Annotated in this window: 12 protein-coding genes; 7 read left to right on the top strand and 5 right to left on the bottom strand. The window is 46.8% G+C overall.

Annotation, left to right across the window (positions count from 1 at the left end; all coding sequences use genetic code 11):
• The first annotated feature begins 30 nt into the window (after positions 1-30).
• The gene (locus L5M49_RS06750) at positions 31-567 is read left to right on the top strand and encodes a DUF4136 domain-containing protein (RefSeq protein WP_219250280.1); all 537 of its coding nucleotides are present in this window, start codon (positions 31-33) and stop codon (positions 565-567) included.
• A gap of 94 nt (positions 568-661) precedes the next feature.
• On the opposite strand, the gene cysM is transcribed toward L5M49_RS06750, so the two are convergent.
• Positions 662-1,540, bottom strand: coding sequence for a cysteine synthase CysM (gene cysM / locus L5M49_RS06745; protein ID WP_263265690.1), 879 nt, complete (start codon positions 1,538-1,540; stop codon positions 662-664).
• A gap of 212 nt (positions 1,541-1,752) precedes the next feature.
• On the opposite strand from cysM, the gene cysP reads away from it, so the two are divergent.
• The 4 genes from cysP (at position 1,753) to L5M49_RS06725 (ending at position 5,796) form a co-directional block, all read left to right on the top strand.
• Positions 1,753-2,760: a thiosulfate ABC transporter substrate-binding protein CysP gene (cysP, locus tag L5M49_RS06740; RefSeq protein ID WP_168825039.1), complete on the top strand. Its 1,008-nt coding sequence runs from the start codon at positions 1,753-1,755 to the stop codon at positions 2,758-2,760.
• A gap of 187 nt (positions 2,761-2,947) precedes the next feature.
• Positions 2,948-3,793, top strand: a complete 846-nt coding sequence (cysT, locus tag L5M49_RS06735; RefSeq protein WP_263265689.1) for a sulfate/thiosulfate ABC transporter permease CysT — start codon at positions 2,948-2,950, stop codon at positions 3,791-3,793.
• 9 nt (positions 3,794-3,802) lie between these two features.
• Positions 3,803-4,669 (top strand): sulfate ABC transporter permease subunit CysW, encoded by an 867-nt coding sequence (gene cysW / locus L5M49_RS06730; protein ID WP_028759251.1) that lies wholly within the window; start codon positions 3,803-3,805, stop codon positions 4,667-4,669.
• Entirely contained in the window at positions 4,666-5,796 is a 1,131-nt protein-coding gene (locus tag L5M49_RS06725; protein ID WP_131523841.1) for a sulfate/molybdate ABC transporter ATP-binding protein, read from the top strand. Before cysW ends, L5M49_RS06725 begins: the two co-directional genes overlap by 4 nt.
• Positions 5,797-6,174: 378 nt before the next feature.
• On the opposite strand, the gene L5M49_RS06720 is transcribed toward L5M49_RS06725, so the two are convergent.
• The 4 genes from L5M49_RS06720 to L5M49_RS06705 form a co-directional block, all read right to left on the bottom strand.
• Positions 6,175-6,810, bottom strand: coding sequence for a DUF2625 domain-containing protein (locus L5M49_RS06720; protein WP_263175720.1), 636 nt, complete (start codon positions 6,808-6,810; stop codon positions 6,175-6,177).
• A gap of 135 nt (positions 6,811-6,945) precedes the next feature.
• Entirely contained in the window at positions 6,946-8,376 is a 1,431-nt protein-coding gene (locus tag L5M49_RS06715; protein ID WP_411569099.1) for an AAA family ATPase, read from the bottom strand.
• Positions 8,377-8,551: 175 nt separating this feature from the next.
• Complete coding sequence (locus L5M49_RS06710; RefSeq protein WP_219250285.1) at positions 8,552-9,697, bottom strand: HlyD family secretion protein; 1,146 nt, start codon at positions 9,695-9,697, stop codon at positions 8,552-8,554.
• Position 9,698: 1 nt separating this feature from the next.
• Positions 9,699-10,091 (bottom strand): DUF3302 domain-containing protein, encoded by a 393-nt coding sequence (locus L5M49_RS06705; protein WP_263141553.1) that lies wholly within the window; start codon positions 10,089-10,091, stop codon positions 9,699-9,701.
• 281 nt (positions 10,092-10,372) lie between these two features.
• On the opposite strand from L5M49_RS06705, the gene purT reads away from it, so the two are divergent.
• Positions 10,373-11,548 carry a formate-dependent phosphoribosylglycinamide formyltransferase gene (gene purT, locus L5M49_RS06700; protein ID WP_263265688.1) on the top strand — a complete coding sequence of 392 codons (1,176 nt, stop codon included), beginning with the start codon at positions 10,373-10,375 and terminating at the stop codon, positions 11,546-11,548.
• Positions 11,549-11,788: 240 nt separating this feature from the next.
• Complete coding sequence (locus L5M49_RS06695) at positions 11,789-13,513, top strand: RluA family pseudouridine synthase (protein ID WP_263265687.1); 1,725 nt, start codon at positions 11,789-11,791, stop codon at positions 13,511-13,513.
• Positions 13,514-13,515: the final 2 nt, after the last annotated feature.

Below are 13,515 nucleotides of genomic sequence, written 5' to 3'. Positions count from 1 at the left end.
AACAGAGTTTGTACAACTTGGAGCACTATCATGGGATACCGTCACTTTGCCAGTCTGCTCGTCGCTGTTGCCTTATTAAGCGCTTGCAGCAGTAAACCGAAAAACGATTATGATCTCAATTACGACTTCACCGCACTACGCAGCTTTACCCAGTTAACACCACAGCCGACGGATGACCCGTTAAGCGCCCAGCGTATTCAAGTAGAAATTAACAACCAATTGACTCAAAAAGGGTTTGTAGAAAATACAGCGTCGCCCGACTTTAACGTCGCCTACGCCTTACTCACCCAAGATAAGCCCAAAGATTCAGGGCTATCCATTGGATTAGGCACAGGCACATTCGGAAATTCGGGCGGGATTGGAATAGGCACCAGTGTTGGCGTGCCGCTGGGGAGTGATACCGCTAAAATTCAAACCATTCAGATAGATATTGTCGATCCTAAGACCAAAGCTCTTATTTGGCGTGGCAGCGACAGCTATGATTTCGATGCAGGCGGTAACGAGAAAGCCCAAGATACCGCCAAAGCCGTCAACCGAATTTTGGCGCAATTCCCACCGAAAAAATGATCACGTTTTAAAGGGTAAAAATGGGCGTATCTCGCCCATTTTCACCCATCAAACATTCATATCGCTCAATATGCTTAGAGTAAAAATCTAGGACTCAGGAAAAAAGCCCTGACGAAAGGTAACGATCGCCCCTATCACAGACAATCGCCACGACCACAGAACCCGGATATTGTTTAGCAATCTCCAGCGCAGCAAACACGGCACCGCCCGAACTGACTCCAGCACAAATCCCTTCCTCTCGCGCTAAGGTTCTCGCCATGGCTTTTGCATCTTGCTCTTCAATATCCATAACTAAATCAACCCAAGAAGCATCAAAAATACCAGGCAAATATGCCTGCGGCCAACGCCGAATCCCTGGAATAGCACTGCCATCGGCGGGCTGAAGACCGACGATAGTGATGTCGGGATTACAAGTTTTAAGGTATTTGGACACACCCATTATGGTACCTGTCGTCCCCATACTTGACACAAAGTGGGTAATTTTGCCTAGACTCTGTTGCCAGATCTCAGGGCCTGTCGTGAGGAAATGGGCATTAGCGTTATCTTGGTTATTAAATTGATCCAGCACCTTACCTTTGCCTTCGCTTTGTAACTGCAGCGCCAAATCCCGCGCAGTCTCCATGTTATCCACTAGCATGAGTTCTGCGCCATAGGCTTGCATCGCATCCTTACGCTCCTGAGTCGAATTATTCGGCATAATCAGGATCATCTTGTATCCTTTGATTGCCGCCGCCATCGCCAGTGCAATCCCAGTATTGCCACTCGTTGCCTCAATAAGCGTATCACCAGGGCTTATTTCTTGGCGATGTTCGGCCTGAATAATCATATTGAGTGCAGGACGATCTTTTACAGAACCCGCGGGGTTATTGCCTTCCAATTTTAACAGTATAGTGGAAGTACCACAGTTAAGCCGCTGCAAGCGAACCAGCGGAGTTTGCCCGATGCAGGCTTCAATTGTCGGAAAGTCAGACACTAGGATTATCCTTTACTTGATAAAAACAACTAAGCGATAGCCTATTCTAAGTCGGTTACCACTGACAAACACGGTGAATACTGCTTATAACATAAAATAAATCGCTCATAGTTATTCAAAAAAGTTCTATTCAACTGGCTTTTTATAAACAATTAATTCTATTACTCTAGGTGCCATAACGCTGACAAAATTGCCAGATTAAGGAGTTAAAAATGTCCGTAAAATTGATAAAGGCCCTGCTAGGAACCCTCATTCTGGGAACCTCACTCAATGTGACTGCCGCAGATCAAACCCTGCTTAATTCCTCTTATGATATCGCACGGGAATTATTCAATGCCTACAACCCCGTTTTTGCCAAACATTGGGAAGAGAAAACAGGTAAAACCGTCGAAATTAAACAATCCCATGCAGGATCATCTGCACAGGCACGCTCTATTCTGCAGGGATTACCCGCAGATGTGGTGACGTTTAACCAAGTAACAGACGTTCAGGTCCTCCATGACCGCGGTAAATTGATCCCAGAAAATTGGCAACAATTACTGCCTAACGCCAGTTCACCTTACTATTCCACCATTGCATTTTTGGTGCGTAAGGGTAACCCAAAGCAAATCAGCGACTGGGGCGATTTAGCTAAAGATGACGTTAAACTGGTCTTTCCTAACCCAAAAACCTCTGGTAATGCTCGCTACACTTATTTAGCCGCATTAGGTTATGCTCAGAAAAACTATGGTAAGGATAATCAGGCTAAACTGGATCAATTCCTGAAAAAATTCCTCGGTAATGTCGCAGTATTTGATACTGGCGGCCGCGGTGCGACCACCTCCTTTGTTGAACGTGGGATCGGTGATGTATTAATTACCTTTGAATCGGAAGTGAACAATATCCGCCAGCAGTATGGTACGGACGATTACCAAGTGGTTGTACCAAAAACCTCGATTCTGGCAGAGTTCCCCGTCGCTGTGGTTGAGAAAAATGCTAAGCGTAACGGTACACAGGAACTCGCCACTGAGTATTTGAATTATCTCTACAGCGAAGAAGCGCAACGTCTACTGGCAGGATTCAGCTATCGTGTACACAATGAAAAGGTAAAAGCTGAGTTTGCTAAGCAGTTCCCTACCGTTGACCTGCTAACTGTTGAGCAAATCATCGGTGGTTGGGATAATGCGATGAAAACGCAGTTTGCTAACGGTGCAAAACTCGATGAGCTATTAAAGCGCTGATATCGTCCTTAATGTAGTAAGATATCAACATTGAACCCGAGCAAAGTCTCGGGTTTATCGCTAATTGGCATTTATCAATCAGTGTTAGCCGTAAAGATTGCATCCAACAAATGGCTTGAGCCAACAACGAGCGAACCGTATAAATAGTATTGGTTTAACGCAATTAACCTGATCGGGTGATTATTCTGTGATTTTTAATAACGGGCGTTTACGCCATAAGCGGGTTCTTCCCGGTTTTACCATCAGCTTAGGTGTGTCCCTGCTGTTTGTCAGCCTAATCCTATTATTGCCAACCACAGGCCTAATCATGCAGACCAGTTCAATGAGCTGGTCCGAATACTGGGGCGTGATTGCCGATCCCAGAGTGGTTGCCAGTTACCAAGTCACTATACTATCGGCGCTCGCGGCATCATTATTTAACTGCCTTTTCGGATTATTACTCGCATGGGTACTCGTGCGTTATGAATTTCCCGGCAAACGCATTTTAGATGCCTTGGTAGATTTGCCCTTTGCCTTGCCGACCGCCGTTGCCGGTATCACCTTAGCCACCCTTTATGCGGAAAACGGCCAAATCGGTAGTCTATTAGCTGAATGGGGCATAAAAGTCGCCTACACCCCGCTAGGCATAGTGGTCGCGATGATTTTCACCAGTATTCCCTTTGTGGTTCGTACGGTACAACCCGTTCTCGAAGAGTTATCCCACGAGGAAGAAGAAGCGGGAATGACGCTTGGCGCCTCGGATCGTTCGGTATTCTGGCGGGTTATTTTGCCCTCTCTTTGGCCAGCATTAATGATTGGAACGGCACTGTCTTTTACCCGCAGTCTGGGTGAGTTTGGTGCAGTGATCTTTATCGCTGGCAATATGCCTTATATCAGTGAAATCACTTCGTTAATGATCTTTGTCCGCCTGCAAGAATTTGATTTTGCAGGTGCCAGCGCCATTGCCTCAGTGGTTCTGATGACCTCGTTACTGCTATTACTGCTGATAAACCTGTGGCAGGCGCGTTATCTGCGCCGCATTCATGGACGATAAGGAGCGAATATGAACTCATTTAAACCCTTAAGAGTCGGTGAAGCGCCCCTGATCAAATGGAGCCTTATTACCCTCGCCGTGCTCTTAGGCTTGCTATTGTTGCTATTGCCGCTGGTGAGTATTTTTCAGCAGGCGTTTGTCGGAGGTTGGGAGCGTTATATTGGACACTTAACTCAACCGGATTCGCTGCATGCGATTGGCTTAACACTGATGGTGGCAGCACTCACAGTACCGATCAATTTAGTGTTCGGAATCATGCTGGCCTGGAGCGTGACTCGTTTTGAATTCCCCGGTCGCAAGTTACTGATCACGCTAATTGATATTCCATTTGCGGTCTCCCCTGTCGTCGCAGGTTTGCTCTATTTGCTGCTCTATGGCAACAGTGGCTGGCTGGGCGAATGGCTATATGAGCACGATCTGCAGATCATGTTTGCTTGGCCGGGAATACTATTAGTGACCATTTTTGTCACTTGCCCCTTTGTAGCCAGAGAACTGATCCCATTGATGCAACAACAGGGCGCATCGGAAGAAGAAGCTGCAGTGATCCTCGGAGCGTCATGGTGGCAACTCTTTCGCCGCGTGACCCTGCCCAACATCAAATGGGCACTGATTTACGGTGTGATCCTCACTAATGCCAGAGCCGTAGGAGAATTTGGTGCCGTTGCTGTCGTGTCTGGCAACATTCGAGGCGAAACCAATACCTTACCTTTACATGTGCAATTATTGTACGAAGATTATCAGGCCGAAGCCGCCTTCGCGAGCGCGTCATTACTGGCCCTGATCGCCCTATTTACCCTAATGTTAAAAGCCGTAGTGGAATGGCGGCAACAACGCAGTTTAACCGCCAATGACAATAAAGAGCAGAGCCAACTATGAGTATTCGTCTTACTAATATTTCCAAGAAATTTGGCCAATTTCAGGCGCTTTCCCCACTTAATCTCGATATTCAAGAAGGGGAAATGATTGGTCTGCTGGGACCATCAGGTTCAGGTAAAACCACACTGCTGCGGATTATTGCCGGTCTTGAAGGAGCCGATAGCGGCCAAATTCAATTCGGCAATCGAGATGTCACCCAAGTGCATGTGCGTGAAAGACGCGTGGGTTTTGTGTTTCAAAACTACGCGCTGTTTCGCCATATGACGGTCGCCGATAACGTCGCCTTTGGACTCGAAGTCATGCCGAAAAAACAAAGGCCTTCGGCGGCAGAAATTCATAAGCGAGTGACACAACTGCTAGAAACAGTACAACTAGGCCACCTCGCACAGCGCTATCCAGAACAACTCTCGGGAGGACAAAAACAGCGCATTGCATTGGCCCGCGCACTGGCGACCCAACCAGAAGTCTTGCTACTGGATGAACCCTTTGGCGCCTTAGATGCTAAAGTGCGTAAAGAACTACGCCGCTGGCTACGCAGCCTGCATGATGAATTGAAATTCACCAGCGTGTTTGTGACCCACGATCAGGATGAGGCGCTTGAGCTCTCAGATAGAGTGGTAGTGATGAGCAATGGTCATATAGAGCAGATTAATACACCTGCTGAGCTATACTCACACCCCAATAGTCGCTTTGTGTTTGATTTTCTTGGTAACGTCAATGTCTTTGAAGCCAGTTGGCAACAAAAACGTTGGGAAAATGGTCAAGCATTTTTAACACCTCCAGAACAGCAAACCCTGCAGCAAGATGGTGTTCTCTATGTACGCAGTCACGAATTAGCGCTGTCAAATAAGCCCAATAGTCAGGCCAATTTGCCGTTCAATATTGTCGCCATGACCCCAATCGGCGCCGAAGTTAGATTGGAATTAGCCCCACATGGCTGGCATAGCGAAGAACTGTGGGAAGCCAAATTTACCCACCATAATCTGCAGGAACTCGGGTTGCAAAAAGGCAGTGTAGTTTACGCTACCCCAAGAACAGCTTACTTCTTTGGTGCGCAGGGTGAGAGTTCACCGACGCGTCTAAGTTGGCCATTCCTGACTCCGGGCAGTCTCGCCTTTGATATCTAATGTCATCATGATAGGAATAAGCAGCATTAGCGGTACCACAGGGAGTGGATACCGCTAAGATTCAAACCATTTAAAGAGATATTGTCACGCCAACACTAAAGCACTCATTAGGCATTGCCGCGACAGCTTTTGGTGATAGCGACAGCTTTGATTTTTGATGCAAGCGATAACGAGAAAGCCCAAGATATCGCCAAAAACGTCAGCTAGATCTTGGTGCTGTCCCCTCAGAAGAAGTGATTAATTATAGATGGCATATACAGCCCATCCATGTTGAATCAATAGAGCTGATAAGCAGATTTACATCTAACAATCAATATATTCGATATTTATAACAAATAATTATTGCAGAAGTACTCATAAAATCAGCGGGTAAACGAATTAACTAACCGAGGTTAATAATTCCAATTTCAGCCTATACATTTCATCAACTGACACCACTTTCACGCTGCTTATTTCAATAGAACCTTCTTTCGCCCATAAAAATGGATAAAAGCTCAGGCATTTATCTGTAGCTATCTGTGAATAGTTTTTTTGAAAGCGATCTTTACCTAAACTCGCATAAAACTCATTGATTCTCTTTGTAGCTGACCATTGAAAAAAATCTGTGAATCCGATTTCTAATCCTTCCCAATGAATTGAGTCTGGCGACCAATAGTATATATTCCCAACATCTGCACCTAAACCGCCGCCGTTGATAGCAAAAAATCCACCAACTACGTCATTCGCCACTAAAAGATAATGTGCACTTCTATTCCAATCAGTAAGGTTTCTAGACAATCTTTCATGTCCAGAGCCGAAAAATCGAATCCATCCATTGTCGATCAAAATCCCACCGGTTTCGTAGGCAATAGCCCCTAATACCGAACGAGTCGATACCTGAAGGGATTCAAGTACTTCAACCCGATCCTTTGACGGCGGTAGTATCTCTACACAATGCTCAGCACCAGCAACCATTTCATTGACTACTTTTATGCCAGAGTCTTCGATATCAATCAGTTCATATATACTTTTCAATCTCTTATCCTTGTATCACTAATATCCAGTAAAACGACTCATCATTCATAACGGTACCTTGGGAATGTCGAAAATAACTAAGCTAATGTAACGTTTAAAAATGCTAGTTAGCACTCATGGTACCAAGCAAAAATCTTACTCATGGGCATTCACGGTTCGGCCTGCTGCCCATTGTCGTAGCGCATTGATTTTATCGCTCATGACCACAGATAAAGGCCGTGTCTTACTAAGTTCTTCAAGTAATAGCACTTGGTCGACACTGCACTCGACACTTCTTGCGGTATACATGGCAGCAATAACGGCTTGCTCGATTTCGGCGCCGGAAAATCCTTGGCTACGCGCCGATAACTGGGCGAGATCTAAGCTCGCCACATCGATTCCACGGCGCTTACAGTGGATTAAGAAGATGGCTTTGCGTATAGCTTCGTCGGGTAAATCGACAAAAAAGATTTCATCCATCCTGCCCTTTCGCATCAACTCTGGCGGCAGAACTTGAATATCATTAGCGGTAGCCACCACAAACACTTCAGATTTACGCTCCGCCATCCAGGTAAGTAAGGTGCCGAGGATCCGCGTCGAGGTGCCCTCATCGCTGCAACTCCCGCTTAAGCCTTTTTCAATTTCATCTATCCAAAGCACACAGGGCGACATCATGTCAGCCAGATCCAGTGCATTACGCAGGTTCTTCTCGGTTTCGCCTATGTATTTGTTATATAAGGCTGCCATATCGAGCCTGAGCAAAGGTCGTTGCCAGACGCCCGCAACGGCCTTAGCCGCGAGGCTCTTACCACTGCCCTGAACGCCCAGCAGTAAAATCCCCTTGGGCGCATCGAGCGCTTTGACGTGCTGAACTGGAGTCGGCTGGCCGCCTTGGTCAATAGCGCTGACAGCCACTATGGGCGAGCGCTGCTTGAGCCATTTTTTAAGATTATGTAGTCCTGCGACCTGTGAAAAATCACTGGTGTCGTATTCAAATTGCAGCACACCATTAAGATCGAGTAGCTGAAACTTGGCTTTATTGATGGCGTCGATATCTGACAAGGTAATAGCACCGTCATTGACTATGGCTTTGCGTACGAGACGACGGGCATCGTCTAAAGTCACGCCCCGCAGATTATCGGCTAATTTGACCACAGCCGCATCATCGACCTGTAGCGGCGTACCTTGGTGACGAATTTTATCAACTTCAAGATAAATCAGATTTTGCAATTGCACTGTACTTGGCAAAGTTAAGTGAAAATAAGCGCAATAACGTTTGATTTCAGGCGGAATTTCAAAGGCATGGCTCACCAGCACTAATGTGTGTTGCAGCGTCTCGTACTCAAGGGCGATTTCTTTAAGCAAACGGACATTCTTAGGTGCATCAATCACAAAGGGATGGAAGTCGCACAGCACATAAATTCCCTGCTGCGAGGTTGATTTAATTTGCCCGAGCAAATCTGTAGGTTCGCTATTAAACTTTTGCGCCGCCAAGGGCTTATCGACCCGTGCCAGACCTTGGGTGATACTCCATGTAAACACAGGTTGATAAAGCACACTGGCGACCCGCTTAAGCAGCTCAACCACGCGATATTCTCATAGGTTTCAATCACTACAATTGGCGTATTGGAGCGCAGCACTGAGGTTAAATCGTGAATATCTTGCATGCTTTCAAATTCCTTTTTATTCACCCAAAAATGTGTCACAAAAAAGTCCAGCGAACTGGACTTGATACAACAGACAAAAGTTAACCGATTAAGGGTTAATGTCCATCAAAAAACAAGTAATTCAGCCAACCTTGCATCCTCAGCAATACTTTACGCATCACAGCGACATGATGGAAATGTTCAGTATAAATTGCAACCTGCCCAGAAACACCCGCAGGAAATTGCGTACGGATAGCATCATCTTCGATATCAATCAGCACAATAACGCGACCATTTTGAAATAAACGAGCCGATGACTGCAGCGCGCCGCCCATTTGAACTTCACCTTCAGCCATAGCGGGTAATATTTTCGCCACTTTTCCCTTAAAGATTTGTCCTGGAGCGGCATCCAATATCACTTCAGCTTCATCACCTTCCTGCAAACGCATTAACGAGTTTTGCCAGAATGCCCCCGCAAAGTAGCGTTGCTCGTCGGGAATAAAGCTCATTACGGGACGTAATGGTAAAGGCACTGCCATCGCTCCCGCACGAAGTGCCATTTGCGTCACCACACCATCTGCAGGTGCCCGCACGACTGTCTGTTCTAAATCGTAGAGTGCACTGGCTAAATCAGCTTGCAAGCCAGCCACTTTGGTATTAACACCATCAATATTAGATTCATAGGCCAGCCTGACACGCAGTTCTTCAGCATTCGCGACGGTCAGTTGTGCCTCTGAGGCTAAGTACAATTGACGCCTATTATCGAGTTCCAGTTCAGTAAAAGGCGAATTCGCGCCCCCTTTCTTGCGGCCTAACTCATAACGCTCGAAGGCAGATTTATTACGGTCTTTATCGGCCCTAGCGCGCTCTACATTAGCCTTAGCCGACTCCCACGCCGCGGCGAGTTGTGGCACTTGGAGCTCTGCTTCCATCAAAGCAGCGCGTTTACGTTTAACAACGGCTTCGAAGGGAATAGGATCGAGACGAAATAACACATCCCCTTGTTTAACAGGCATATTAGGCTGCACTTCCACCGAAGTCACTAAGCCTTTTACTGCGGGTGTGATAGGGATAGTGACAAAATATTCACGGGCAAAACGAGAATAAGGATGGTTGTAATTCATCACCAGCAATAAGGTACCAATAATGAATACCCCACCCAGCACTGCGGTGGGAACAGTCCATTTATTCATCGGAATTTTAAAGACTTTAAAGATAGCAATACACACGGCCGCATAGGTGAGTATGAGTAATAAATCCATGTTATACCTCAACTTTTTCTTTTTTTATCGCATCCACAGCAGGCGCTATATTCATGGGAGTTATTTGCTCTAACTGTTCAAGCCGAGTCTGAAGCCCTCTGACCGTCTCGCGCAATGAATTCACATCCTCCTCTAAAACTAATTCTCGCTTCATTACAGTATTGAACCCCCAACCGCGATCTTCACGGTATAAAGTCGCCCAGATCCATAAAAATGGCCAAATTGCATGTAGGGTGAATAGACTCACCCACCCGGCGATATGCAATGCATCTTGCTGGGGATGATTACGCTTTTTGGCTATTTCATAGGGGATATCATGAATGGCAATGACACCATAAAACATGATAATGATGACAAAAAACAAAATACCTAACGCAAAGTAATCTAAGAACATCTGCATCTCCTTGTATTAATAATATGTATTCCATCCCAAAGATTAGTGGATGGTCCCCAAACATGCTACCAACATGACATTAACATTTGAGTTTACTCTCAACCTCAGCCCCAATATTAACCAAAGATATGCTGTTTCGTTTTTGCCCCCAGTGATCCGGGACACACTTGTCAATTTACTCCATGACCCTAAAGCCTGTTCAGGCTAAACTAACCGCATCATTGCGACATAGAACGCAAGCATAAAACTCATCATCCCTACAATCTCAAAGGTACCCACACATGATAGGCACTCCCTACACTGAGGGCGCACGACGCGCCATGTTGCTCGGCTGCGGTGAACTTGGCAAAGAAGTTGCCATTGAACTACAACGCTTAGGCGTTGAAGTGATTGGCGTTGACCGTTACGCCAACGCCCCCGCCATGCAAGTCGCGCATCGCTCCCATGTGATCAATATGCTCGATGCCAACGCCCTGCGTGCGGTTATCGAGTTAGAAAAACCGCACTTAGTCATCCCAGAGATTGAAGCCATCGCCACCCAAACCTTAGTGGACATGGAAGCAGAAGGGGTGAATATTATCCCCACGGCTAGGGCAACGAAGCTCACTATGGACAGGGAAGGTATTCGTCGTCTCGCCGCTGAAACCTTAGGTTTACCGACTTCTCCGTATTTTTTCTGTGATACCGAAACCGAATTTAATCAAGCCATTAGTGAAATTGGCGTACCTTGTGTGGTGAAGCCAGTCATGAGTTCCTCGGGCAAAGGCCAAAGCGTTATTCGCGATATCGCCCTCAGCCATAAAGCGTGGCAATACGCCCAAGAAGGCGGACGCGCCGGCGGCGGTCGCGTGATAGTCGAAGGCTTTATTCCCTTCGATTATGAAATCACCCTGTTAACCATCAGCGCAGTCAACGGCATTCATTTTTGTGCGCCCATTGGCCACAGGCAAGAAGATGGCGATTATCGCGAGTCATGGCAGCCACAAGCCATGTCCGATGAAGTGTTAGCAAAATCCCAAGCGATTGCGAGCAAAGTCGTCGAAGCCCTTGGCGGTTATGGACTATTTGGCGTAGAACTGTTTGTTAAAGCCAATGAAGTGTATTTCTCTGAAGTCTCGCCAAGACCACATGACACAGGCTTAGTCACACTCATCAGCCAAGATTTATCGGAATTTGCCCTGCATGTTAGAGCGATTCTCGGCCTACCTATTCCCAATATCCATCAGCATGGTCCAAGTGCCTCAGCGGTAATTTTGGCCGAAGGCACCTCAAGCAATATCCGCTACCAAGGGATTGGTGCGGCATTAGAAGCGGTCAACACTCAGCTTAGATTATTCGCCAAACCCGATATTGATGGTCGCCGCCGTTTAGGTGTCGCGCTTGCCCGTGATATCGATATCGACAGCGCAATCTGCAAAGCACTCGATAGCGCCAGTAAAGTGAAAGTCATCTTTTAAGCGGGTTTAGCCGTTTAAAATTGGCTTTAAGCACAAGCGACACATCAAAGGGAAATGCGCTTTAATACCATTTCCCTTTTTCAACACAGAGCCGCACCAATAAAAAGTGACCGTCCCCAATAGGCGGAGTAAACTAGCGCCCTTTCTTGCCAGCCCTCAGCTTGCATTTAGGTAAATCCTAAGTTGTGGCTTAACTCTGATAATTAACCCAGATAAGTAAAACCAACAGTAGACCCCAATATGCATCTTCAGCCTTCTTGCTTTACCTCTTTCACACAAGCCATTGATGCCTATGCCCTGCCGCAGCGTTTTACCTTTCCTTTCTATTACGAGCCACATCCATTGTGCGTGATCGCTGCCAACGAATTACAACGCCACCTTGAGACTCAAAACGATTGGCAACATAACTTTGGCCTCACGGGGGAGTTAACCGGCGCCATTGGCAAGATGTTTGGTGTGCTTTTAGTGCAAGATCTGCAGGGAAAAGTAGGCTATTTGTCGGCATTTTCGGGCAAGTTAGCTGAGCAGAACCATTGGCCACGCTTCGTTCCACCTGTGTTTGATATGCTGGCTAAGGACAATTTTTTCCACGCCGAAAATCTGCAAATCAACCAAATTAACGAGCAGCTACTTGCAGTAGAAAATCACCCCGAGATTCCTCGGCTATCGAGCGAACTCAACGCTGAGCAAGCCCAAGCACAAGCCAAGCTTGCCGCCCACAGGCAAGTGATGATTGACGGCCGTCAATCCCGCAAGACGCAGCGCAATCAACTCGCAGTGCAATGGGCTGCCAATCCAACTGATGAGACTTTACGTGAAAATACTGTAATCGAAGCCAAACTCAGCCAAGAAAGCATTAACGAAAAGAATCAGTTAAGAGATATTAAACGCTATTGGGATGAACGTATCCATGCCATCAGCCAAGCGTTAACTCTGCTCACTGATAAGCGTGACGCGTTAAGACTACAGCGTAAACAGCTCTCGGCGGCGCTGCAGCAAAAGCTGTTTGAGCAGTATCGTTTTTTGAATATTCGCGGCGCAGAAAAAAGCCTTAACGGCATATTTAACGGGACGGTTGAGTTAACGCCGCCCGCAGGCTCGGGAGAATGTGCCGCCCCGAAGTTGCTACATTACGCCTTCAAACATGGTCTTAAACCATTAGCGATTGCCGAATTTTGGTGGGGGGCGCCGCCAAAATCAGAAATTCGCCAACATAAGCAGTTTTATCCTGCCTGTCTGCGTAAATGCCAACCTATCTTGGGGCATATGCTCGAAGGGCTTGTTGTCGATGAAAATCCGCTGCTGACGAACCCCGCCGAAGGCAAAACCTTAAGCATCCTCTACCAAGACGAGGCGATGGCGATTGTGAACAAACCCGCCGAATTTTTATCAGTGCCCGGCAAAGAAATTGAAGACTCAATGTATTCGCGCATGCGGCAAACGTTTCCCAATTCCACTGGGCCACTTATCGTCCACAGGCTCGATATGTCGACCTCGGGATTAATGGTGTTCGCATTGACAAAAGACGCCCATAAACAGCTGCAAAAACAGTTTATCCAGCGCACAGTGACTAAACGTTATGTGGCACTTTTAGCAGGGATCCCTACAGCAATGGCTGATAAACAGGCAGCGGGACAAATCTCTTTACCCCTGCGTGGCGATTTAGACGATAGACCGAGGCAACTCGTTTGCCATGAATTTGGCAAAGCGGCCCAAACCTATTGGGAATTGAGCCATATCGATGAAATGGCACGTACAGCCCGCGTATATCTATCCCCAAAAACGGGCCGAACCCATCAACTCAGAGTTCACTGCGCCCACTCAGAAGGGCTAAATACGCCCATTGTAGGTGACGATCTGTACGGCACTCGCGCCAATCGCCTGCATCTGCATGCAGATTTATTGATGCTTCAACATCCCGTCACCCGTGAACAGATGCGCTTTCAAGTCGATCCTGATTTTTGAGA

The sequence above is a fragment of the Shewanella sp. SM74 genome, assembly GCF_025653725.1.
In the GTDB taxonomy this organism is placed as follows: domain Bacteria; phylum Pseudomonadota; class Gammaproteobacteria; order Enterobacterales; family Shewanellaceae; genus Shewanella; species Shewanella oncorhynchi.
Note: the sequence above shows the minus strand (reverse complement) of the source record. Positions and strands in the feature narration are given on the sequence as shown.